The 20,922-nt window shown below is 68.8% G+C and carries 21 protein-coding genes; 10 read left to right on the forward strand and 11 right to left on the reverse strand.

All coding sequences use genetic code 11. The features are described from left to right. Nucleotides 1-4: 4 nt before the first annotated feature. Entirely contained in the window at nt 5-202 is a 198-nt protein-coding gene (locus MKL20_RS13015) for a hypothetical protein (protein WP_007563351.1), read from the reverse strand. A 248-nt stretch (nt 203-450) separates the two neighbouring features. After that, nucleotides 451-960 carry a ferritin-like domain-containing protein gene (locus tag MKL20_RS13020; protein WP_244037011.1) on the reverse strand — a complete coding sequence of 170 codons (510 nt, stop codon included), beginning with the start codon at nt 958-960 and terminating at the stop codon, nt 451-453. A 290-nt stretch (nt 961-1,250) separates the two neighbouring features. On the opposite strand from MKL20_RS13020, the gene MKL20_RS13025 reads away from it, so the two are divergent. Continuing rightward, nucleotides 1,251-2,936 carry a hypothetical protein gene (locus MKL20_RS13025; protein WP_244037012.1) on the forward strand — a complete coding sequence of 562 codons (1,686 nt, stop codon included), beginning with the start codon at nt 1,251-1,253 and terminating at the stop codon, nt 2,934-2,936. Between the two features lie 208 nt (nt 2,937-3,144). Here the strand turns inward: MKL20_RS13025 and gstA are convergent, their stop codons facing one another. Next, on the reverse strand, nt 3,145-3,774 hold the full coding sequence (gene gstA / locus MKL20_RS13030) for a glutathione transferase GstA (protein WP_244037013.1): 630 nt from the start codon (nt 3,772-3,774) through the stop codon (nt 3,145-3,147). A 150-nt stretch (nt 3,775-3,924) separates the two neighbouring features. Between gstA and MKL20_RS13035 the strand changes: the two genes are divergently transcribed. After that, nucleotides 3,925-4,248 carry a winged helix-turn-helix transcriptional regulator gene (locus MKL20_RS13035; protein ID WP_244037014.1) on the forward strand — a complete coding sequence of 108 codons (324 nt, stop codon included), beginning with the start codon at nt 3,925-3,927 and terminating at the stop codon, nt 4,246-4,248. Between the two features lie 37 nt (nt 4,249-4,285). Here MKL20_RS13035 and MKL20_RS13040 read toward each other — a convergent pair whose 3' ends face one another. The 4 genes from MKL20_RS13040 to tauA form a co-directional block, all read right to left on the reverse strand. Then, nucleotides 4,286-4,969, reverse strand: a complete 684-nt coding sequence (locus MKL20_RS13040; protein ID WP_244037015.1) for a PAS domain-containing protein — start codon at nt 4,967-4,969, stop codon at nt 4,286-4,288. Nucleotides 4,970-5,048: 79 nt separating this feature from the next. Further along, the gene (locus tag MKL20_RS13045) at nt 5,049-5,912 is read right to left on the reverse strand and encodes an ABC transporter permease subunit (RefSeq protein ID WP_244037016.1); all 864 of its coding nucleotides are present in this window, start codon (nt 5,910-5,912) and stop codon (nt 5,049-5,051) included. A 1-nt stretch (nt 5,913) separates the two neighbouring features. Continuing rightward, nucleotides 5,914-6,699: a taurine ABC transporter ATP-binding protein gene (locus tag MKL20_RS13050; RefSeq protein WP_244037017.1), complete on the reverse strand. Its 786-nt coding sequence runs from the start codon at nt 6,697-6,699 to the stop codon at nt 5,914-5,916. 34 nt (nt 6,700-6,733) lie between these two features. Continuing rightward, the gene (tauA, locus tag MKL20_RS13055; RefSeq protein ID WP_244037018.1) at nt 6,734-7,759 is read right to left on the reverse strand and encodes a taurine ABC transporter substrate-binding protein; all 1,026 of its coding nucleotides are present in this window, start codon (nt 7,757-7,759) and stop codon (nt 6,734-6,736) included. A gap of 296 nt (nt 7,760-8,055) precedes the next feature. On the opposite strand from tauA, the gene MKL20_RS13060 reads away from it, so the two are divergent. The 3 genes from MKL20_RS13060 (at nt 8,056) to MKL20_RS13070 (ending at nt 10,139) form a co-directional block, all read left to right on the forward strand. Next, nucleotides 8,056-8,607 carry a hypothetical protein gene (locus tag MKL20_RS13060; RefSeq protein WP_244037019.1) on the forward strand — a complete coding sequence of 184 codons (552 nt, stop codon included), beginning with the start codon at nt 8,056-8,058 and terminating at the stop codon, nt 8,605-8,607. Nucleotides 8,608-9,410: 803 nt separating this feature from the next. Next, the gene (locus tag MKL20_RS13065; RefSeq protein WP_244037020.1) at nt 9,411-9,674 is read left to right on the forward strand and encodes a hypothetical protein; all 264 of its coding nucleotides are present in this window, start codon (nt 9,411-9,413) and stop codon (nt 9,672-9,674) included. A gap of 147 nt (nt 9,675-9,821) precedes the next feature. Continuing rightward, the gene (locus MKL20_RS13070) at nt 9,822-10,139 is read left to right on the forward strand and encodes a hypothetical protein (RefSeq protein ID WP_244037021.1); all 318 of its coding nucleotides are present in this window, start codon (nt 9,822-9,824) and stop codon (nt 10,137-10,139) included. Nucleotides 10,140-10,246: 107 nt separating this feature from the next. On the opposite strand, the gene MKL20_RS13075 is transcribed toward MKL20_RS13070, so the two are convergent. Then, nucleotides 10,247-12,928, reverse strand: coding sequence for an MGH1-like glycoside hydrolase domain-containing protein (locus MKL20_RS13075; RefSeq protein ID WP_244037022.1), 2,682 nt, complete (start codon nt 12,926-12,928; stop codon nt 10,247-10,249). A 351-nt stretch (nt 12,929-13,279) separates the two neighbouring features. Between MKL20_RS13075 and MKL20_RS13080 the strand changes: the two genes are divergently transcribed. Beyond that, nucleotides 13,280-14,395 (forward strand): branched-chain amino acid ABC transporter substrate-binding protein, encoded by a 1,116-nt coding sequence (locus MKL20_RS13080; protein ID WP_244037126.1) that lies wholly within the window; start codon nt 13,280-13,282, stop codon nt 14,393-14,395. A gap of 113 nt (nt 14,396-14,508) precedes the next feature. After that, nucleotides 14,509-15,642 carry a branched-chain amino acid ABC transporter substrate-binding protein gene (locus MKL20_RS13085; RefSeq protein ID WP_409568146.1) on the forward strand — a complete coding sequence of 378 codons (1,134 nt, stop codon included), beginning with the start codon at nt 14,509-14,511 and terminating at the stop codon, nt 15,640-15,642. 382 nt (nt 15,643-16,024) lie between these two features. On the opposite strand, the gene MKL20_RS13090 is transcribed toward MKL20_RS13085, so the two are convergent. The 3 genes from MKL20_RS13090 to MKL20_RS13100 are packed head-to-tail and all read right to left on the reverse strand — an operon-like array spanning nt 16,025 to nt 17,365. Further along, nucleotides 16,025-16,648 carry an ATP-dependent Clp protease proteolytic subunit gene (locus MKL20_RS13090; RefSeq protein ID WP_244037023.1) on the reverse strand — a complete coding sequence of 208 codons (624 nt, stop codon included), beginning with the start codon at nt 16,646-16,648 and terminating at the stop codon, nt 16,025-16,027. A gap of 46 nt (nt 16,649-16,694) precedes the next feature. Further along, a complete protein-coding gene (locus MKL20_RS13095) occupies nt 16,695-17,054 on the reverse strand; it encodes an SRPBCC domain-containing protein (protein ID WP_244037024.1) in 360 nt (119 codons plus the stop codon). Beyond that, the gene (locus tag MKL20_RS13100) at nt 17,051-17,365 is read right to left on the reverse strand and encodes an ArsR/SmtB family transcription factor (RefSeq protein ID WP_244037025.1); all 315 of its coding nucleotides are present in this window, start codon (nt 17,363-17,365) and stop codon (nt 17,051-17,053) included. The genes MKL20_RS13095 and MKL20_RS13100 overlap by 4 nt, the downstream gene beginning before the upstream one ends. A gap of 158 nt (nt 17,366-17,523) precedes the next feature. Here MKL20_RS13100 and MKL20_RS13105 point away from each other — a divergent pair, with 158 nt between their 5' ends. The 3 genes from MKL20_RS13105 to garD all read left to right on the forward strand — a co-directional run bounded on the left by MKL20_RS13105 (nt 17,524) and on the right by garD (nt 20,896). After that, complete coding sequence (locus MKL20_RS13105; protein WP_244037026.1) at nt 17,524-18,414, forward strand: LysR family transcriptional regulator; 891 nt, start codon at nt 17,524-17,526, stop codon at nt 18,412-18,414. A 113-nt stretch (nt 18,415-18,527) separates the two neighbouring features. Continuing rightward, nucleotides 18,528-19,298: an HpcH/HpaI aldolase family protein gene (locus MKL20_RS13110; protein WP_244037027.1), complete on the forward strand. Its 771-nt coding sequence runs from the start codon at nt 18,528-18,530 to the stop codon at nt 19,296-19,298. Nucleotides 19,299-19,312: 14 nt separating this feature from the next. Further along, complete coding sequence (gene garD / locus MKL20_RS13115) at nt 19,313-20,896, forward strand: galactarate dehydratase (RefSeq protein WP_244037028.1); 1,584 nt, start codon at nt 19,313-19,315, stop codon at nt 20,894-20,896. The last annotated feature ends 26 nt before the right edge of the window (nt 20,897-20,922 follow it).

Here is a 20,922-nt window from a genome sequence, read left to right on the forward strand (position 1 = left end):
CGGCCTACGAACCGAACTGCGAGCCGAGCTGCTCCAGATACTCGGCGAGGTCGAGGCCGCCGACGCGCTTGCCGTAATCGAAGCGCATGCCCTGGCGGATGTCGACGCTGGCATCGCGCGTGGTCAGGGTGAACGGCCGAACGCACACCCAGGCCCCGTCGCGGCGGTGTTCGAAGTAGCCGAGGATCTCGTGCTTGGCCATGTCCTGCCCTCTGGAAAGTGTTCGAGGACATAACGGTCAGGCTGCCGTTCGGTTCGCGAGGGGAGGACTGTTTTTCGCACGGGATCCGGTGCGGATCGCGTATTCGTGCTCCGAGTCCCGCCCGGCCTATCTCGGCAGAGCTTGACTATAACAGTTCAAGGTAGCGCGCCTCCGCTCCGTTACCATCGGGGCGTCGTGGGCCCCGGTGCGGCGGTGTGTCCGCTCTGTGCCGACCGGGACCCGTCGCGTCAGCGATCGGCCTTCTCGCCCGCCGTCGTCAGCGCGAGATAGCGCTCGGTGGTCGGCTTGATCAGCGACCGCACCGCCTCGGCCATGCCCTGCTCCTCCTTGAGCGATTGCTCGAAGCCGGTCCGGTGGCCCTGCTGGCCGGCCGCGTCGGCGATCGTGAGCAGCGACTCGTAGGCCGCGATCTCGAAATTCTCGAAGGCGTGGTTGGCGTAGGTGTTCTTCAGGATCTCGTCCTGGGCCGGCGCGTGGCCGAGCGCCATCATGTTCCCGACGAAGCCCAGAAACCCCTCCTTGAGCGCCGACGGCGTGTCGCCCAGGCTCTGAAGGGCTTCCTCCAGGCGCTGGCGCTGGCCGTGGGTCTCCTCGATGTGCCGGCGCAGGGCCTTCTCCATCTCCGGGTAATGCTCCAGGCGCTCGACTTGCCGCTCCATGATTTGCAGGGCCTGCATCTCGACGGCGTGGGTGTTCTTCAGGGCGGTGACGTAGATGGAACGTGTGTCCAAGGTCATGCTGCTGTCTCGCGATGGGTGTGGATCGTAGCGATCCGATCCCTCGGGTAACCCCTCGGCCGCACGGCCAAGTTCCTGCCGGAAGGTCGCAGCCCCCCGCCCAACGCGTCGGGTTCGGGGGACGCGCCCGTGGCGCTGCGGCCACAGCGGCCCCGTCCCGACACATCCAGAACGCGGGTTTCCCAAGGGGCGTGACGACCATGGGTAACGCCGTCATGCCGACGTCATCCGTCATGTCCGACAAATCGTGGACACAGCCTCCGATCCGTGACCGCACGGGGTGACGCACGATGTTCCGACCGACCCTCCCGAGCGCCTGGCCGGGCGCCCTGGTCCTCGCCGCCGGCCTCGCGGCCGTTCCCGCCCGCGCCCAGAACGTCGCCGAGATGGCGGCCCGGATGGACGCGATGCAGCGGCAGATGCAGGCCATGCAGCAGGAGCTCGCCGCCCTGCGCCGGCAGGCGGGGTCGCAGCGCAGCGCCCTCGCCGGCGAGACGCGCGCCCGGCGGGCTTTGTCGCACGAGCAGGCGCGCCTCGCCGCGCGGACCGAGCGCCAGCAGCAGGTGGCGCAGGCGGGCGGGCCCGGCGGCGCGCGGCCGGGCGCCTCCGAGCATACGCCGGTGATCCTCGCCAACGACCTCGTCTGCAACGCCGGCAGCTACGCGCTCGGCCCGGCGATCTGCTTCACCCCGGGGGGCTTCGTCGAGCTGGCGGGCGTCTTCCGCAACCCCAACCTCGCCTCGGACCTCGCCACCGATTTCAACGGCATCCCGTTCCGCAACAGCCCGCAGGCGCGCGAGAGCGAGTTCCGCTTCTCCGCCCGGCAAAGCCGCCTGAGCGGCCTGTTCACCGCCAAAGTCGAGCCGACGCTCCAGATCTCCGGCTATTACGAGATCGACTTCCTGGCGGCCGGCACCACCTCGAATTCCCGCGAGAGCAACAGCTACGTGCCGCGGGTCCGGCAGATCTTCGCCACCGTCGAGGCCCTGGATTCCGGCTGGCACGTGCTGGCGGGCCAAGCCTGGAGCCTGATCACCACGGACCTCTCCGGGATCACGCCGCTCAAGGAGCAGGTCCCGCTCACCATCGACGCGCAATACGTGCCGGGCTTCAACTGGACCCGCAACCCGCAGGTGCGGGTGGTCAAGGATCTGGCTCCGGGCCTCTGGGCCGGCCTGTCGGCGGAATCGCCCCAGAGCGTGCTGCCGCCGAGCCCGTTCGCCGCCCCGGGCCTCGTCAACGTCAACAACACCGGCGACGGCGCCGGCCTGCTCAACACAGCCACCACCTACTCGAACAACAGCGCCCCCGACATCGTCGGCAAGCTCGCCGTCGAGCCGGGTTTCGGCCATTACGAGGTCAAGGGGCTGGTCCGCATCTTCGACGACCGCCTGAGCGCGACCACCATCACCGCCGCGGCCCGCCTCCCCGGCCGCTCGGACAGCGCTCTGGGCTACGGGATCGGCGGCGGCGCGACCCTGCCGGTGATCGACAAGGGGCTCGACATCCAGGTCAGCGGCCTCGTCGGCCAGGGCATCGGCCGCTACGGCTCGGCGCAGCTGCCGGACTTCGCCCTCAAGGCCGACGGCTCGATCGCCCCGATCCCAGCCTTCCAGTTCCTGACCGGCGCGGTCGCCCATGTCCAGCCCGGCACCGACGTCTACCTCTATGCCGGCTGGGAGCACGCGTCCCGGGCTGGCGCCCGGAACGCCACGGGCTACGGCGCGCCGACCCTGGTGGTCACGGGCTGCGCCGTCGAGGGGGCGGCGAGCGGCACCTGCCAGGCGGAGAGCCGCGACATCCGGCAGATCACCGGCGGCTTCTGGCACGACCTGTACAAGGGCCCGTACGGGCGCCTCGTGGCGGGCGCGCAGGCCTCCTACACCGAGCGCGACGCCTTCCGGGGCGCCGCCGGCATCCAGCCCTCCACCCACCTCGTGACCGGGCTGGCCTCGCTGCGCTACTATCCGTTCTGACGGTCGGGTGATTGCGGCGGGAAGAGCCTATTTGACCGGTCTTTCCCAGCCTCCCCCTCATCCTGAGGTGCTGAGCGATCGAAGATCGATCGGCCTCGAAGGATGAGGTGAGAGATTGGGACCCCCGTTGGTCGAAACCATCGTTCGATGGGAGCCGTGCGGTCAAACAGGCGCTCACATCTCGATGTCGACTTCGGTGGTGAAGGTTCTAAGCGAGCCCCTCCGCCTGCAACGCCTTCCGCACCGCCGGGCGCCCGCGCACGCGGCCGTACCAGGCCTGGAGGTTGTGCAGGGGGTCGAAGTGGATGTCGGCCCGGTAATACGAGGTCAGCCACGGGGCCTGCCCCCAGCCGGTGAGTGCGAACAGGTAGGCGTCGGCGACCGTGAAGCTGTCGCCCAGGAGGAAATCCCGCCCGGCGAGCTGCGCGTCGATCCAGGCATAGCGCGCTTCGAGCTTCGGCTTGGCGGTCTCGACCCAGCGGCCCGCCAGCCGGGCGTAGAGCAGGGGAACGAAGCCCTTGTGGATCTCGGAATTGAGGAATCCGAGCATCTCCTGAAGGCGATAGCGTGCGAGGCTCCCGTTCGCCGGGGCGAGGCCCGCCTCGGGCTTCAGGTCGGCGAGGTATTGCAGGATGGCGGGGCCCTCCCGCAGGACGGTGCCGTCGCCGAGATCGAGGGCCGGGACGTAGCCGTGCGGATTGATGGCCAGGTAATCCTCGCCCGTCTCCGTCCTGTGCGTCGCGTGATCGACCCGGCAGACGGTCAGGTCGAGGCCGAGTTCGTGGGCGACGATGTGCGGCGCGAGCGAGCAGCTCGCGGGGATGCAATACAGTTTCATGGACAAGCTCTGAAGACGTGCCGTAACGTCGGTGCCGGAAACGGTGGTTTCCAGAGCTTTGCGTAGCGCAGTCGAGACGATGCCGGAAGAACGCAGTAATTTGAGCGCTGGGCACAAGAATTATACTGTGCCGGGTTCGGGCCCGGGCCGATGAGGGCGACCGTGACCGGCTGCTCCGTCGAGCACGCGATGCACCTCCTCGGCGGTCGTTGGCGCCTGCTGCTGGTGTCCTACCTGATCGACGGTCCGAAGCGCTTCAACGAACTCCGGCGCGACCTGCCCGGCATCTCGCAGCGGATGCTGACGCTGGATCTGCGCGCCCTCGAAGCCGCCGGTCTCATCAGGCGCACCGTTTATCCGACGACGCCCGTCAAGGTGGAATACGCGCTCACTGACGACGGCCTGCGGCTGAAGGTGGTCGTGTCCGTCGTCCAGGAATTCGGGCTGTGGCTGAAGCAGCGCGACGTGGCCTGAGCGTGTCGCCGCGTCCCGACCCAGTCCTACGGCCCGGTCAGTGCAAGGACAGGTTCGCCGGCGCGCGCTGCCGATCGGCGAGATGTTTGCCGATCTCGAGCAGCAGGGTTTCCGTCAAGGCGACGATGCGCGTGTCGCCGAGCTCCGAGACGGCGTTGTGCAGGGACAGGCACAGGTCTGCGGTCTTGTTCAGGGCCCCTTCGATCGTGCTCCCGTCCCGCGTGGCGAAGGCGACGCCGGCGGCCTTGCTGTCCGAGATCTCGACCACGACGCCCCGGCCCGTGGTCGGGCGGCCGTTCTCGTCCAGATAGAAATGGCCGCGGGTGAACACCCAGCGCAGCCGCCCTTCCGGGGAGCAGACCCGGTACTCCGCCGTGTACGAGCCGCCGGATCGCACGCAGTCCAGGATGACCTGCGTGATGTGCGCCTGATCCTCGTGATAGACCGCCTTCATGATCTCGGCGAGGCCGACGCCCGCGCGCGACCGGGCCGGGCTGATGTTGAACAGCAAAGCCGTGACCGGATCGGCGTGCGCGTCGTCGTTGGGGATATCCCACATCCAGAACCCGACGCCGCCCGAGGCTTCGAGCGCCGCGATCAGGGCCGCCTCGGAGACGACGTCGTCGGACTGGTCCACCACGATATCCCCCGATACCCGATCGCAGGTCTGCGCCAGCCCGTTACCGGTCAGCACGGTCTTGGGGCCGGATGTATCAGACATTGCCGGTCGAATAGAGTACGCATGCGACGGTCGCCCCCTGTCCCCGCCCGCGACGCCATCCGCGAATGGGGCCGGCCGCTTAGACCTTGCCCTTCCAGGGCACCAGCGCGCGTTCCAGCCAGCGCATGCCGAACTCGAACAGGGCCGCGAACAGGCCGATCACCAGGATCCCCATCACCACCACGTCTGTGCGCAGGAAGTTCGAGGCGTTGAGGACGAGCTGGCCGAGCCCGGCCTGGGCCGCAACCATCTCGGCGGCGACCAGGGTGGTCCAGCCCACGCCCATGCCGATCCGCAGGCCGATCAGGATCTCCGGCAACGCCGCCGGCAGCACCACGTAGCGCAGCACCTGCCAGCGGCTCGCCCCCAGCGCCCGCGCCGCGTTGATCTGGTCGCCGGAGGCCGAGAGCACCCCCGAGCGCGTCGCCAGGGCCACCGGGGCGAAGCAGGCCAGGACGATCAGCAGCACCTTCGACAGCTCGCCGATCCCGAACCAGATGATCATCAGCGGCAGGTAGGCCAGGGGCGGCAGCGGCCGGTAGAACTCGATCAGCGGATCGAGCAGGCCCCGGGCGATCCGGCTCGTCCCCATGGCGAGGCCTGCGGGAATCCCGGCCGCGGCGGCGATCAGGAAGGCGCCGACCACGCGCAGCAGGCTGTCCCGGACATGGATGCCGAGCGGCGCCCCATCGAGATCGCCGTTCCAGGCCTGCGCGAAGGCCGACAGGATCGCCTCCGGGGGCGGCAGGAACAGCGGCTTGACCCAGCCGACCGCGGTAGCGACCGCCCAGAGCGCCAGGACGGCGAGCACCGTCGCGATGCTGACGGCCGGGACCAGCATCCCGTCGCGCAGGGCGCGGCGGCGGGCTCCGAAACGTCGGCGGGGCGCCGCCTCGGCGGGGGCCGGGGCCGAAGCCGGCGTATCGAGGGGCAAGCCGCTCATCTCAGGCTCCGAGCGCCGGCTCTGCGCGGTGATGGATCTGCCCGAGCACGCGCTCGCGCATGGCGATGAAGTCCGGATCCGACTTCACCGCCCGGGCGTCGCGCCCGGCCAGGAAGGCCCGGGAGAAGGGCAGCGCGATCGTCTCGACGATGCGGCCGGGGCGCGGGCTCATGATCAGCAGCGTGGTTGCGAGGAAGACCGCCTCCTCGACATCGTGGGTGATGAAGAACGCCATCTTGCCGGTCCGGTCCCAGACCCGGAGGATCAGCTCCTGGACCTGCTCGCGGGTGAAGGCGTCGAGCGCCCCCAGCGGCTCGTCCATCAGCAGGGCGCGCGGGTCGCTGGCGAGCGCGCGCGCGAGGCCGACCCGCTGCTGCATGCCGCCGGAGAGCTCGTAGACCTTCCGGTCGGCGAAGTCGGCGAGGCCGACGAGATCGAGCATGGCGCGGGCGATCCGGCGCCGTTCCACCCGGGGGACGCCGCGCATCTTCGGCCCGAAGGCGACGTTCTCGGCGACATCGAGCCAGGGCATCAGGGCGTGGCGCTGGAACACCACGCCCCGGTCGGCCCCCGGCCCCCGGATCGGCTTGCCGTCGAGCAGGATGCTGCCCGCGCTCGGTTCGAGGAAGCCCGCGATCGCCGACAGCAGGGTGGTCTTGCCGCAGCCCGAGGCGCCCAGGGCGACCACGAACTCCCCCGGCCGGATCGTCAGGTCGATCCCCGAGAGCGCGGCAACGGTGGAATCCCCCGCCCCGTACTGGACGCTGACGTTGCGGATCTCGATCATGGGCCGCTCCGAACCTGCCGCCGGGGAGCCGTCGCTATTTCCGGGCCGCGGCCACGTAGTCGCCGGTGACGAACCAGCCGTAATCGGGCGCCAGCGCCTGCACGCGCCCTTGCGCCTTCAGGAACTCCGCGGTCTCGGTCAGGGCCTTGGCGGCGGCGCCGCCGAGCCAGGCCGGTGAGGCCTGCGCCTCGAGGGTCGGGAAGCGGTAGGCCGCCAGGCTCGCCGGCACCTCCTCGGGGGTCGAGCCGGTGATCTTGGCCGTGGCCTTCACCTCCGGCGCATCGGCCGCCCAGGGCTTGGCCGCGTAGGCCGCATCCTGGGCGGCAATCAGCTTCACCAGCGTCACCAGAAAATCCCGGTTCTTGGCCGCCCAGGCCCGGTCCACCACCAGGCCGTCGAAAGTCGCCTTGCCCTGGCGGGCGATGTCGCCGGCCGAGATCAGCACCGTGCCGGATTTCTTCACCCGGGCCAGCACCGGATCCCAGATGAAGGTCGCGTCGATATCGCCGCGCTCCCAGGCGGCGGCGATCTCGGGCGGGCGCATGTTGAGGATCGTGACATCCTTCTGGGTCAGCCCGGCTCCCGCCAGCGCCGCGATGAGCTGGTAATGCGAGGTCGACACGAACGGCACCGCGACCGTCTTGCCGCGCAGGTCGGCGAGGCTCTTCACGCCGCTGCCGTTGCGCGCGACCAGCTGCTCGGCATCGGCGATCTCGTCCAGGATCCAGAACAGCTCGATGTCGAGCCCCTGGGAGGCCGCCGCGGCGATCGGGCTCGATCCCGCCTCGCCGATCTGGACGTTGCCGGACGCCATGGCGCGGATCACGTCGCCACCGCCGCCGAACTTGCGCCAGTTCACCGTGTAGCCGGTCGCCTTCTCGATGGCGCCCGAATCCATCAGCGCCCGGAACGGCACCACCATGTCCTGATGGGCGAAGGTGACCTCCTTGTCGGCGGCCCTGGCCCGGCCGGGCGCCAGGGCGCCGAGGACCAGGGGCGCGAGCGCCGCGAGAAGGGCCAGCGCGCCGGAGCGGCGGCGGCGAGAACCTGCTGATATCATGAATTCATTCCCCCTCCGGCACCCCGACTCAATGCCGAGCCGGCTTGCCGACGGCAGGGTCGGACAAGTTAAGCTTCGGAGGCAAGGGGACATCGCACCGAGGGCCCGTGTCGGTGCGCGAAGCGGCCTGATCGGGCCGGTCTTGCGCTTCGCGGACCCGGCCATCCGCCCCGAGCGGGGGCGATCGGCAGCCGAAGCCTGTGGACCGCACAAGGCACCGATAGATTTGCCTTTCAGAATCGAAACCTTTATAAATCTCGCCAATTCGATTCAAAAAAATGAATTTAGGCTAGATCATGTCGATCCTGCGATATATTCTTCTCGGACTCTCTGTCGTGTCGCTGGCTGTCGTGCTGGTCTTCTGGACCGTGAGCGGACGTGCGATGGATCTGGTCGTGTTGTTGGTGGCTGTTTTTCTGGTCGCCAACAGCGTCTATATTCTGTTCTCCAGCCCGACATTGAAAGTGAGCTCCGTGTTCGACCGTGCGGCCACGGGGCTTGCTTTCGCGTCGCTCGAACTGCAGCACCAAGCCAAGGAGGCCAAGATCCGGGAGGCCGACGCCGAGCGGATCCGGGCACAGGAGGCCGAGCACAACACATCAAAGCTGCGGGCGGCCGAGGAATTCATCAGCTACGTGCGCCAAAACCCGCTCATGCGCGGGCGGCAGGCCGTCGAGGTCAAGCAGATCACGCTGCGCAGCGATGTGAAGAGCATCGCGCTTCCGGCCCTGGAGCTGGCCCGCCCCGTCCCCGCTGAGCTGAACGGCCGGCATCATGCCGATTCGGACCTGGCGAGCATGCCTCCCCCGGCCCCGCCGCCCGGCGCCGTGCCGCGGCTTGAGAGCTAGAGAGCGCGCCGCCAAATCGGCGGCCTCCGCGGCATCACTGGCGCTGGGTGCACCGTCTCTGACCGGCCCCCTCGACCTTGCCGGTGACGAAATTGAACAGCGACTTCTCCTCGGATTCGCGCGCTGATCCTCCTCCGCCCGGACGCCCTTCTGCTGCGAAGGTCTCACGAATCCCATCCGACGGTTGCGGTTTGTCCTGAGACACACCAGCCCTTTCAAGGTGTTTGGATTGGGCCGTGGTCCTGGATTGTCCCGCCGGGATCAATTGGTTCGTATCGCAGCGCAGGTCCGATGGCCCGCCCGCGATCCTCGCCAAGGGAAGCGTGGCAGGGACGGCACGAAGGTGAAAGCGGGATCGCTTAGAATCCCGGATCTCCACGGAGACATCAGCCTCAACCCTGTCATCCCGGGGCGCCGCAGGCGAGCCCGGGATCCAGAGCCGCCGACGCGCAAGTCTTTGGCCCCACGGTGTTTCTGGATCCCGGGCTCCGCTTCGCGGCCCCGGGATGACGGGGTTGTTTCCAGACCGGGCTCTGCAAGAACCAAGCGTCGTGGGGCAAGCGGGATAGTCCGCTGCCGCAAACACCTTGAAAGGGCTGCCTGAGAGACACCTTCGCTCCGCCCGGCGATGCTGTGGGGATCCCTTCGGATGGCTGGTTCGAACGTCGCCGGCCCGGATCCGGCGGCGGTGGAACCATCTTGGCGGTCTGTGGCTTGCTGGGCTGGGTCCGGGAAGGATTTGCTCCTCTCACGGCTCCGAGGAAAACAACCGCCCTCAAAGGCGGCATGAGAGGAAACATCCTTTGCGCACCACGCTCATCACCGCGGCCCTGCTCGCCGCCTTCGGCGCCGCCGTCGCGTCGCCCGCTTCCGCCGCTCCGCTCGCCCCCGCCGCCGTGACCGCCCCGGCCGACATCGTCTCGACCGTCCAGATGGACCGCATGGAGCGCCGGATGGAGCGTCGCCACATGGAGCGCCGGATGATGCGACGTCACATGGAGCGGCGCATGATGCACCGTGAGATGCGCCATCGCATGATGCGCCGCGAGATGATGCACCGCATGTAGTCGGGTGGCTGCCCGGGCCTCGTCCCGGGCAGCGTCGTTTTCGGCCCGGCCGCGGATGACACCGCCGCCGGGCTTTTCGATGCGCGGCGGCTCATCGAACCATCTGGGCCGCAACGCGTTTCAAGCCTCCGATAGGAGACAGGTACGATGAAAGCGTTTTTGGCAGCGGTCGCCGTCGGTTTCGGCGTGATGTCCGCCCTCGGGCCGGCTGTGGCGCAGCGCGGCCCCGATTACGGCTACGGCGATCGGGATTATGGGGGGCGGGATCGCGACGATTACCGGGGCCGCGACCGCGATTATCGGGACCGCGGCTACGGCGAGCGCGCCTATGGCGGGTTCGACGAGCGCGAGTATCTGCGCTGCAATCCGGATGTCCGCCGGGCGATCGCGAACGGCCAGATGGAATCCGGCGCGGCGCATTACCGGACCTTCGGCCGCCGCGAGGGTCGTCGCCTGAGCTGCTGAGGCGCTTGGAGCCGTTCCCGATCGCATTGCAATCGGGAACGGCTCCAAATCCTTGATTGAACGCGCTCGCTTACGCCAAACCGGTATCCACTTCGGCGGCGAGCGCTCTAGCGCGACCGGGCGCGGTCGCGCAGCAGGTTGAGGATCAGCGCGGTCCAGCCGGTCTGGTGCGAGGCGCCGAGGCCCCGGCCGGTATCGCCGTCGAAGAACTCGTGGAACAGCAGAGCCTCCTCGGCGCCGGGCGCCGGGGGGATCGGCGGCCGCGCCCCGAAGGCCGGCCGGCGCCCGTCCGCATCCTTGGCGAACAGGGCGATCAGCCGATCCTCCAGGGCGTCGGCGATCGCGCGCAGCGTGCACATCGCGCCCGATCCCGTCGGGTATTCCACCAGAAATTCGTCGCCGTAATAGGTGTGGAAGCGCCGCAAAGCCTCGACGATCAGGTAGTTCATCGGCATCCACACCGGCCCGCGCCAGTTCGAGTTGCCGCCGAACATGTTCGAGGTCGAATCGGCCGGATCGTACCGGACCGTGAACGAGGCCCCCAGCTCGTTGAGCACGTAGGGCGCGTCCTGGTGGACCTTCGACAGGGAGCGCACGCCGTAGGGCGAGAGGAACTCGGCCTCGTCAAGCATGCGCCGCAGCAGCGCCTTCATCCGGTGGCCGCGCAGGAGCGATAGCAGTTTGCGGTCCTTCACGCCGCCCTCGTTCCAGCGCGAGACCAGACGGGCGAGGTTCGGCCTGTTCTCCAGCGCCCAGTTCAGGCGCCGGGCGAAGTCCGGCAGCCGCTGGAGCACGGAGGGCTCGATCACCTCCACGGCGAAGAGCGGCACCAGCCCGACCATCGAGCGGACCCGCAAGGGGAGCATCCCGCCGCCGGGGATATCGACCTCGTCGTAGTAGAATTCATCGACCTCGTCCCAGAGGCCGAACCCTTCCCCGCTCCCCTGCCCATCCCCCTGCCCGCCCATCTCGGTCATCGCCTCGGCGATGAGCAAAAAGTGCTCGAAGAACTTCGAGGCGGTGCTCTCGTAGACGTCGTTGTGGAGCGCCAGCTCCAGGGCGATGCGCATCATGTTGAGGGCGTACATCGCCATCCAGGCGGTGCCGTCGGCCTGGTGGACCACCCCGAAGCCCGGGGGCGGCCGTGACCGGTCGAACACCCCGACATTGTCGAGCCCCAGGAAGCCGCCCTGGAAGACGTTGCGTCCCTGCGCGTCCTTGCGGTTCACCCACCAGGTGAAGTTGATCAGCAGCTTGTGGAACACGCCCTCCAGGAAGGCGATGTCGCCGCGCCCGCCCCTGCGGTCCCGGTCGATCTCGAACACCCGGTAGGCCGCCCAGGCATGGACCGGCGGGTTGGCGTCGCCGAACTCCCACTCGTAGGCCGGGAGCTGCCCGTTCGGGTGCATGTACCATTCGCGGGTGAGCAGCAGGAGCTGCTTCTTGGCGAAGTCCGGGTCGAGCAGGGCCAGCGGCAGGCAGTGGAAGGCGAGGTCCCAGGCGGCGAACCACGGGTATTCCCAGGTGTCGGGCATCGACAGCACGTCGGCCGCCGCGAAGTGACGCCACTGGCTGTTGCGGCCGCCCTCGCGCTCCCGGGGCGGCACCGGCTGGAGCGAATCGCCCTCGAGCCAGCGCCGCACGTCGTAGCAGTAAAGCTGCTTCGACCAGATCAGGCCGGCGGCGGCCTGCCGGAAGATCGTGCGGGCATCCGGGTCCGGGATGCCGTCCTGGAGCGCCTCGTAGAACGCGTCCGCCTCGGCCACGCGGCGCCGGACGACGGCGCCCTCGGCGTCGACCGGGCGCACCCTTGAGCCCGCCGACAGGCGCAGGCGGATCCGGGCGGTAGCCCCGGGCTCCAGCCGCAGGGCGTAGTGCAGGCCAAGCTTCGTGCCCGCATCCCGGCGGATGGCGGCCGCATCGCCCCCGACGATCGCCGCGTGCAGGCCGTCCTTGAACGGGCCCGGCGCGTCCGGCTGCCCGCCGTGGAGCCGCAGGTTGGTATCGTTCTCGCAGAACAGCAGCTCCGGCGCGCCGTCATAGGCGAGGCGATAGGGGCCGAGCCGCGGATGCGTGCAGGTCGCGCCGCCCTCGGGATCGGCGGCGATCCGCGGTCGGTCCTGCCCGGCCTGCCAGGACCAGGTGTTGCGGAACCAGAGCTGCGGGATCAGGTGGAGCTCGGCGGTCTCCGGGCCGCGGTTGAGCGCGGTCACGACGGCGTGGATGTCGTCGGCATCCGCCTTGGCGTATTCCACGGTGATGTCGAAGAACCGGCCGTCGTCGAAGATCCCGGTCTCCTCGATCTCGTATTCCGGCTGGTCGCGCCCGCGCGCCAGGTTCTCGCGCACCAGCGCCTCGTAGGGGAACGCCGCCTGCGGGTAGCGGTAGAGCAGCTTGAGGTAGGCGTGGCTCGGGACCGCATCGAGGTAGTGGTAGACCTCCTTGACGTCCTCGCCGTGGTTGCCCTCCTGGTTGGTCAGGCCGAACAGGCGCTCCTTGAGGATGCGATCGCGGCCGTTCCACAGGGCCAGCGCCAGGCAGAGGCCGCCGCGCTCGTCGCAGATCCCGGCCAGCCCGTCCTCGCCCCAGCGATAGGCGCGCGAGCGGGCCTCCTCGTGCGGCAGGGCGCGCCAGGCATTGCCGTCGGGGCTGTAATCCTCCCGCACCGTCCCCCATTGCCGCTCGCTGAGATACGGCCCCCATTGGGACCAGGCCCGGTCGCCCCTGCCCTGCTCGGCGATCCGGCGGCGCTCCGCCCAATCGGCAGATTCGTCCCCGAACGGACTCATCAGCCGCGCCCCGGATGCGGGGTGGCGGGTGGGCTACGGAGCGGCAGAGGGACGGTCATCGATCTCGATGGGCTGCGACGGGCGTCGCCTCCGGATGCATCATCGAACCCACGCCACCTGAGGTCGGCGAAAGCCGCGACCCGTCCGGCCGGATCGGGATGGGGGCAGATCAATCCGGCGCCCATCATCTCTATGCTTGCGGCCTTGACTGCGTGGCGCGTTGAACTGAGGTTCAGGCCCGCGTCGCGGCAGACCGATGCAAGGCCGGTAGGCTTGGCCGAAATGTTGCATGCGGGTTCAGGGGCGCATTAATATTCGAACGCGGGGGCGGGCATGAAAAAAATACTGTCGATGGCCATGGCTGGTCTTCTGACGATCGGCGTTGCACAGGCCCAGGACAAGGGCGGACCGGTGAAGATCGGTATCTCCGCCGGCGTGACCGGGCCGTATGCGGCTTTCGGCGTGCAGGTCAAGAACGGCGCCAGCCAGGCGATCGAGGACATCAACAAGGCCGGCGGAATCAAGGGCCGGCTGTTCGAGCCCGTCTACGGCGACGACGCGTCCGATCCGAAGCAGGGCGTCTCAGTGGCGAACAAGCTCGCGGCGGACGGCGTGACGATGGTGGTGGGCGCCTTCGCCTCCAGCGTCTCGATCCCGGCCTCCGACGTCTATTTCGATGCCGGCATCATCCAGGTCACCCCGTCGTCGACCAACGTGAAGTTCACCGAGCGCGGGCTCTGGAACACCTTCCGGACCTGTGGCCGCGACGACCAGCAGGGCGTGGTCGCCGGCGCGTATCTGGCCGATCACTTCAAGGGCAAGCGGATCGCCTTCGTCCACGACAAGTCGGCCTACGGCAAGGGCTTGGCCCAGGAGACGCAGCTGACGCTCAAGGCCAAGGGCGGCAAGGAGGTGCTGTTCGAGGGCGTCAACCCGGGCGAGAAGGATTACTCGGCCCTCGTCTCCAAGCTGAAATCGGCCAACGTCGACGTGGTCTATTACGGCGGCTTTCACACGGAAGCCGGGCTGATCCTGCGCCAGATGCGCGACCAGGGCCTGAAGGCGACCCTGGTCGGCGGCGACGGCCTCGCCCCGAAGGAGTTCGTGCAGATCGCCGGCGACGGCGCCGAGGGCACGCTGATGACCTTCTCGCCGGATGCCCGCAAGAACCCGAACGCCCAGGCGGTGGTCGCGGCGTTCAAGGCCAAGAACATCGATCCCGACGCCTACACGCTCTACGCCTACGCGGCCGTGCAGGTTCTGGCCCGGGCCGCGGCCGAGACCGGCTCCAGCGAGGGCAAGGTGCTGGCCGACTGGCTGCACCAGGGCAAGACGATCGAGACCGTGGTCGGCCCGATCGCCTACGACAAGAAGGGCGACCTCACCCGGCCCGACTACGTCATCTACGCCTGGAAGAAGGGCGCCGATGGCCGGATTGACTACGCCGGCAACGAGCTGGTGCCGTAAGGGCGGTTCCGGGCCCTCGACGTGACCCGCGCGCCGCCGGCTCGGTGGCGCGCACTCCGGGCGGAAGCCCCCGCACAGGCTTCGAGGCACCGTTTTCGATCTGGGAGCGTATCGTGAGAGCAACTCTGGCGTTTTGTCTTCTCGGGCTCCTGACGGCGGGCGCCGCCCAGGCACAGGACACGGGCGGGCCGGTGAAGATCGGCGTCGCCGCACCCCTGACCGGACCCTACGCGGCCTTCGGCGCGCAGATCCGCAACGGCGCCAGCCAGGCGATCGAGGACCTCAACAAGGCCGGCGGCATCAAGGGCCGGCTCTTCGAGACCGTGGTCGGCGACGACGCCTCCGACCCGAAGCAGGGTGTCTCGCTGGCCAACAAGTTCGCCGGCACCGGCGTCAAGATGGTGGTCGGGACCTTCAATTCCGGTGTGTCGATCCCGGCCTCCGACGTCTACCTCGACGCCGGCATCATCCAGGTCACCCCGGCTTCCACCAACGTGAAGTTCACCGAGCGCGGGATGTGGAACACGTTCCGCACCTGCGGCCGGGACGACCAGCAGGGGGCCGTGGCGGGCACGTATCTCGCCGCGCATTTCAAGGACAAGAAGATCGCCTTCGTCCATGACAAGTCGACCTACGGCAAGGGCTTGGCCGAGGAGACCTTGACGGCGTTCAAGGCCAAGGGCGGCAAGGCGGTGCTGGTCGAGGGCATCAACCCGGGCGAGAAGGACTACTCGGCGCTGGTCTCGAAGCTGAAATCGGCCACCATCGATGTCGTCTATTATGGCGGCTACCACACCGAAGCCGGGATGATCCTGCGCCAGATGCGCGACCAGGGCCTGCAGGCCATCGTGGCGGGCGGCGACGGCATCACCGACAAGGAATTCGTGCAGATCGCCGGGCCGGCCGCCGAGGGCACGCTGATGACCTTCCCGCCCGACCCGCGCAAGAACCCGAACGCCCAGGCGGTGGTCGCTGCGTTCAAGGCCAAGGGCATCGATCCCGAGGCGTTCACCCTGTACGCCTACGCGGCCGTGCAGGTGCTGGCCAAGGCTGCGGCCGAGACCGGCTCCAGCGACGGCAAGGCGCTCGCGGATTGGCTGCACCAGGGCAAGCCGGTGGAGACCGTGCTGGGCCCGATCGCCTACGACAAGAAGGGCGACATCACCCGGCTCGACTACGTGATGCACGTCTGGACGAAGGGGCCCTACGGCAAGATCGACTATGCCGGCCACGAGCTGACGCCGTAAGGGCGCTGCCCTGCGAATTTCGGGGCTGCGCGCCCCGAAGTTCGCCAAAGGGCCGCGGGCCCAGCCCTTTCAAGGTGTTTGGTGCAGCGTTTCGGGCAAGACGCAGCGCGCTCTCCTCCCCCTTGCGGGGAGGAGCTGGAGTTGGGGGTGGCGCAAGAGGCACCCTGACGCTCGATCCTGCACCACCCCCACCCCTGACCCCTCCCCGCAAGGGGGCGGGGAAAGAGCGGAATTCTCAACCTGTTAGCGGCAAGTGAGACGTCGAATCCGCGTGGTGAAACGTCTCGATCACAGCCCAATCCAAACACCTTGAAAGGGCTGGGCCGCGGGCCCTCTGGGATCCCCGTTTCGCCTGTGCCGGCTGAATGAGCCTGACGGCAGGTTATGATGACCCGATGGCGGGCCTGTCGTCTTCGTGAGCTTGGATTACGCGGTCGATCAGGCCCCATTCCAGGGCTTCCTCGGCGGTCATGAAGTAGTCGCAGTCCATCGCCCGCTCGAAATCCTCGTAGGGGCGGCCGCAATGCTCGGCATAGAGCCGGGTCATGCGGTGCTTCGTTTTGCGGGTTTCCTCGGCATGGATGAGGATGTCCGAGGCTTGCCCCTGGAACCCGCCCAGGGGCTGATGGATGTGGATGCTCGCGTTCGGGAGGGCCGCACGTCCGCCGCGCGCGCCGGCCATCAACAGGAACGAGCCCATGGAGCGGGCCGTGCCCATGCAGAGGGTGTGAACCGGTGCCCGGATGTGGCGCATGGTATCGTACATCGCCAATCCGCTGGTCACGACCCCGCCCGGGGAATTGATGTAGAGGTGGATCGGCTTCTTCGGGTTCTCGGCCTCCAGGAACAGGAGCTGCGCGCAGATCAGTGCAGCGACCGTATCGTTGACCTCGCCGTTGAGGAAGATGATCCGCTCGCGCAGAAGGCGCGAATAGATGTCGAAGGACCGTTCGCCTCGGTTGGATTGCTCCACGACGATCGGGACGAGTTGCATCGCTTCGCGCATCGGCGACCCCTCAAGGCTTCGGACAACGACAGATCGATGCGCCGCGTCAGGCGGCGCGCATGAGCGGCTGCGTGTTGGTGTTCGAGGCGGCCCATGTCATCCGGTCGAACCGCGGGTCGGTCAGCGCGTGGATCACCCGGAGACGCGTTCCGCCGGTTCCGTTCGGAGCGATCCGGAACGTCACGGTGCTTTCGAGAAACGGGGGCGCATCGTCCCGCATCCGAAACCGAAGCTCTTTCCCGGGGATGACGGTGATCGCGTCCGGCTCGGCCAAGGCGCTCCCCGGCAACCAGATCTCGCGAAGCTCGGGCGTATGGAGGGCGCGCCAGACCTTGTGCGGCGGCGCATCGAGCTCGTAATCGCCTGCGATGCTGGTCTCGGCCGCGTCGGGCTCCGCGTCGCTCATTGGTCCATATCCTTCAGCAGCGCCTTGAGAGCTTCGATGCGGGCGGGCCAGTAGGCGCGATACTTCGACAGCCACTGGGCAATGTGCGTCAGCCCGTCCGGGTCGACCTCATAGTTCACGAAACGGCCCTGCCGTTCTTCCCGCACCAGTCCGGCGCTCCGAAGAACCGAGAGGTGCTGGGACATCGCCGGCTGGCTGATCCCCATCCCCTCCCGCAGGACGCTGGCGTTCATGCTGCCTGCAGCGAGCTTCTCGAAGATCGCGCGCCGGGTCGGATCGGCCAACGCCCGGAAGAGATCGTCTTCGTTCATGTCAATACATAAGCAGTTGCTTATGTGATTCGCAAGACCCGACAATCCAACGGAAGCGGGCGCCCCCCTAAGCCGAACGGCCAAGGGTGACTGCCGCGACAGGGCGGCCGCCGAGGCTTTATGCTCCCCCATCGCGTCGCGGCGCCTGGGGAGGAGCGATGTTCGATTTCAGTCAGCTCCGGTGCTTCGCCGCCGTGGCGGAGGAGCTGCATTTCGGGCGCGCGGCCGCCCGGCTGAACATGACCCAGCCGCCCCTGTCGCGGCAGATCCAGGTGCTGGAGCGGATCCTCGACGTGCAGCTCCTGGAGCGCACCAGCCGCTCCGTCCGGCTGACCGCAGCCGGGCGCAGCTTCCTGCCGGAGGCGCAGCGCATCCTGCGGCTGGCCGAGACCGCGACCCACGTCACCCGCCAAGTGGCGGCCGGGCGCGCGGGTGTGCTGAAGCTCGGCTTCACGGCGGCCTCGGCCTACGACTTCCTGCCCCGCCTCGTCACCGAGCTTCGGCGGGCGCTGCCCGACGTCACCCTCGCCTTGCGCGAGATGGTCAGCCGGGATCAGATCGAGGAACTGCTCGCCGGCCGCATCGATGCCGCCCTGGTCCGCCCGCCGGTCACCCATCCGGACCTGATCGCCGTCCGGGCCCTGGCGGAGCCCCTCGTGGCGGCGCTGCCGGCCGGGAATGTTCTGGCTGTTCGGGAGCACCTCAAGCCGGGCGATCTCGCCGGAGAACCGCTCGTGGCCTACGCGCCGAACGAGGCCCGCTACTTCCACGACCTGGTCCGAGGCCTGCTCGCCGAGGCCGCGGTGGAGCCCCGGATCGTGCAGCGGCTGACCCAGATCCACTCGATCCTGGCCCTGGTCCGGGCCGCCCTCGGGATCGCCCTGGTGCCGGCGGCGGCCGAGCGCCTGCGCTTCGAAGGCGTGGTGTTCCGGCCGCTGGTGCTGCCGGCCCCGCGGCCCGCCGAGCTGGTCCTGGCCTGGCGGCGCGATGCGGACGAGCCGCTGATCGCCCGGCTGGTCGCGATCCTGGCGGAGCTGCCGCCCGCCTGATCCATGCGCGCGCCGCATCGATCGATCCAGCCTTTGGCTTTGACCTTCGACGGAAAGGCTGCGCCTGATAGCCTGACGGCACGCAGATGCCGAGACGACCCGGAGGAATCGCCATGGACAGCCTGACCAACCGCTTCAAGGCCGCCCTCGGCGAGGGACGCCAGCAGATCGGCCTGTGGTGCAGCCTCGCCAGCCCGATCTCCACGGAGATCGTCGCCGGCGCCGGGTTCGACTGGCTGCTCCTCGACATGGAGCACTCGGCCAACGACCTGCGGGATATCTACTTCCAACTCCAGGCCATGATGGAGAACGCCACCAACCCGGTGGTGCGGGTGCCGAGCGACGATGCCATCACCATCAAGCGCATCCTCGATGCCGGCGCGCAGTCGCTGATGATCCCCAATGTCGACGATGCCGAGCAGGCCAGGCGGGTGGTGGCGGCGACGCGCTACGCCCCCCGCGGCATCCGGGGCTTCTCGCAGGCGCCCCGGGCCGCCCGGTTCGGCCGCATCCCCGACTATCACACCCGCTGCGAGGCCGAGATCTATGTGATCGTGCAGGTCGAGTCGCGCCGAGCCCTGGACAATCTCGACGCGATCGCCGCCGTCGAGGGCGTGGACGGTGTCTTCATCGGGCCCGGCGACCTCTCCACCAGCCTCGGCTATGTCGGCCAGCAGGGCCATCCCGAGGTGGTCCGCACCATCGAGGACGCGGTCGGCCGGATCGTGAAGGCCGGCAAGCATGCCGGCATCCTCACGCCGAGCGAGGAGCTGGCCAAGCGCTACATCGCGGCCGGCACCCGGTTCACCGCGGTCGGCTCGGATCTGGGTCTGCTGGCCCGCAACGCCGAGGCGCTGGCCGGGCGCTTCCGCACCGAAGGCTGAGCGAGGAGCATCCGATGCAGGCCGAGATCGACCTCCCGACCCAGGATTACCCGACGCTTGTGCGGCCGGCCGGGGACGTGCCGCGCACGATCCGGCTGAGCGCGCACGACAACGTCGCGATCGTGGTCAACGCCTTCGGGCTGCCCGCCGGCACGACCTTCCCGGACGGGCTGCGGCTCACCGAGTTCGTGCCGCAGGGCCACAAGGTGGCGCTCAGTGACATCCCGGAGGGCGGGGCGGTGCGCCGCTACGGCGAGGTGGTCGGCATCGCCACCCAAGACATCCCGCGGGGCGCCTGGGTCGAGGAATCCCGGGTCGCGACGCCCACCGCCCCGTCGCTGGACGCGCTGGAGCTGGCCACCCGCGTGCCGGCCCCCCTGCCCCCGCTCGAAGGCTACACCTTCGAGGGCTACCGCAACCCGGACGGGTCGGTGGGCACCAAGAACATCCTGGCGATCTCGATCAGCGTGCAATGCGTCGCCGGCACCCTCGACGTGGCGATCCGGCGGATCAAGCAGGAGCTGCTGCCGCGCTTCCCCAACGTCGACGACGTGGTCGGGCTGACCCACGCCTATGGCTGCGGCGTCGCCATCAACGCCCCCGAGGCGGTGGTGCCGATCCGGACCCTCCAGAGCCTCGCCCAGAACCCCAATTTCGGCGGCGAGGTCATGGTCGTGGGGCTGGGCTGTGAGAAGCTCGTCTCGGAGCGGCTGCTGCCCGATGGCGGCGCGGCCGGAGACGGGGTCGTCCGCCTTCAGGACGAGCGCCACCAGGGCTTTTCCGCGATGCTCGACAGCATCCTGGCGATGGCGGAAGCCCGCCTGGAGGTGCTGAACCGGCGCACCCGCGAGACCTGCCCGGCCTCCGAGCTCGTGGTCGGCCTGCAATGCGGCGGCAGCGACGCCTTCTCGGGCGTCACCGCCAACCCGGCGCTCGGCTACTGCGCCGACCTGATCGTGGCCTGCGGCGGCACCGTTCTGTTCTCCGAGGTCACGGAGGTGCGCGACGCGATCCACCTGCTGACCCCCCGGGCCAAGACTCCGGAAATCGCCCAGGCCCTGATCCGCGAGATGGCCTGGTACGATGCCTATCTCGCCAAGGGCGAGGCCGACCGCCGGGCCAACCCCTCGCCCGGCAACAAGAAGGGCGGCCTCAACAACATCGTCGAGAAGGCCCTGGGCTCGGTCGCCAAGTCCGGCACCGGAGCCATTGCCGGGGTGCTGGCGCCGGGCGAGCGCGTGCGCGAGAAGGGCCTGATCTTCGCCGCGACCCCGGCCAGCGACTTCGTCTGCGGCACGCTCCAACTCGCCTCGGGGATCACCCTGCAGGTGTTCTCCACCGGCCGCGGCACGCCCTACGGTCTCGCGCAGGCCCCGGTGATCAAGGTCGCGACCCGGACGGAGCTGGCCGAGCGCTGGTCCGACCTGATCGACCTCGATGCCGGCCGGATCGCCACGGGGGAGGCCACGATCGAGCAGGTCGGCTGGGAGCTGTTCCACCTGATCCTCGACGTGGCGAGTGGGCGCAAGCGGCCCTGGTCCGACCGCTGGGGCCTGTTCAACGACCTGACCCTGTTCAACCCGGCGCCGATCACCTGAATCCCGGGCATGCGCGGTGCGGCGTC

Origin of the sequence: Methylobacterium sp. E-066 (genome assembly GCF_022829635.1) — a bacterium.
Classification (GTDB): domain Bacteria; phylum Pseudomonadota; class Alphaproteobacteria; order Rhizobiales; family Beijerinckiaceae; genus Methylobacterium.

What these genes read in the sequence shown, in the direction of transcription:
- MKL20_RS13095 (WP_244037024.1), bottom strand. Translation starts at nt 17,054, where the DNA reads ATGAGCGACGCGGAGCCCGACGCGGCCGAGACCAGCATCGCAGGCGAT.
- MKL20_RS13110 (WP_244037027.1), top strand. Translation starts at nt 18,528, where the DNA reads ATGGACAGCCTGACCAACCGCTTCAAGGCCGCCCTCGGCGAGGGACGC.
- MKL20_RS13070 (WP_244037021.1), top strand. Translation starts at nt 9,822, where the DNA reads ATGAAAGCGTTTTTGGCAGCGGTCGCCGTCGGTTTCGGCGTGATGTCC.
- MKL20_RS13020 (WP_244037011.1), bottom strand. Translation starts at nt 960, where the DNA reads ATGACCTTGGACACACGTTCCATCTACGTCACCGCCCTGAAGAACACC.
- MKL20_RS13060 (WP_244037019.1), top strand. Translation starts at nt 8,056, where the DNA reads ATGTCGATCCTGCGATATATTCTTCTCGGACTCTCTGTCGTGTCGCTG.
- MKL20_RS13075 (WP_244037022.1), bottom strand. Translation starts at nt 12,928, where the DNA reads ATGAGTCCGTTCGGGGACGAATCTGCCGATTGGGCGGAGCGCCGCCGG.
- MKL20_RS13025 (WP_244037012.1), top strand. Translation starts at nt 1,251, where the DNA reads ATGTTCCGACCGACCCTCCCGAGCGCCTGGCCGGGCGCCCTGGTCCTC.
- MKL20_RS13090 (WP_244037023.1), bottom strand. Translation starts at nt 16,648, where the DNA reads ATGCGCGAAGCGATGCAACTCGTCCCGATCGTCGTGGAGCAATCCAAC.
- MKL20_RS13105 (WP_244037026.1), top strand. Translation starts at nt 17,524, where the DNA reads ATGTTCGATTTCAGTCAGCTCCGGTGCTTCGCCGCCGTGGCGGAGGAG.
- MKL20_RS13080 (WP_244037126.1), top strand. Translation starts at nt 13,280, where the DNA reads ATGGCCATGGCTGGTCTTCTGACGATCGGCGTTGCACAGGCCCAGGAC.
- MKL20_RS13045 (WP_244037016.1), bottom strand. Translation starts at nt 5,912, where the DNA reads ATGAGCGGCTTGCCCCTCGATACGCCGGCTTCGGCCCCGGCCCCCGCC.
- tauA (WP_244037018.1), bottom strand. Translation starts at nt 7,759, where the DNA reads ATGATATCAGCAGGTTCTCGCCGCCGCCGCTCCGGCGCGCTGGCCCTT.
- MKL20_RS13100 (WP_244037025.1), bottom strand. Translation starts at nt 17,365, where the DNA reads ATGAACGAAGACGATCTCTTCCGGGCGTTGGCCGATCCGACCCGGCGC.
- MKL20_RS13040 (WP_244037015.1), bottom strand. Translation starts at nt 4,969, where the DNA reads ATGTCTGATACATCCGGCCCCAAGACCGTGCTGACCGGTAACGGGCTG.
- MKL20_RS13035 (WP_244037014.1), top strand. Translation starts at nt 3,925, where the DNA reads ATGAGGGCGACCGTGACCGGCTGCTCCGTCGAGCACGCGATGCACCTC.
- MKL20_RS13050 (WP_244037017.1), bottom strand. Translation starts at nt 6,699, where the DNA reads ATGATCGAGATCCGCAACGTCAGCGTCCAGTACGGGGCGGGGGATTCC.
- garD (WP_244037028.1), top strand. Translation starts at nt 19,313, where the DNA reads ATGCAGGCCGAGATCGACCTCCCGACCCAGGATTACCCGACGCTTGTG.
- gstA (WP_244037013.1), bottom strand. Translation starts at nt 3,774, where the DNA reads ATGAAACTGTATTGCATCCCCGCGAGCTGCTCGCTCGCGCCGCACATC.
- MKL20_RS13015 (WP_007563351.1), bottom strand. Translation starts at nt 202, where the DNA reads ATGGCCAAGCACGAGATCCTCGGCTACTTCGAACACCGCCGCGACGGG.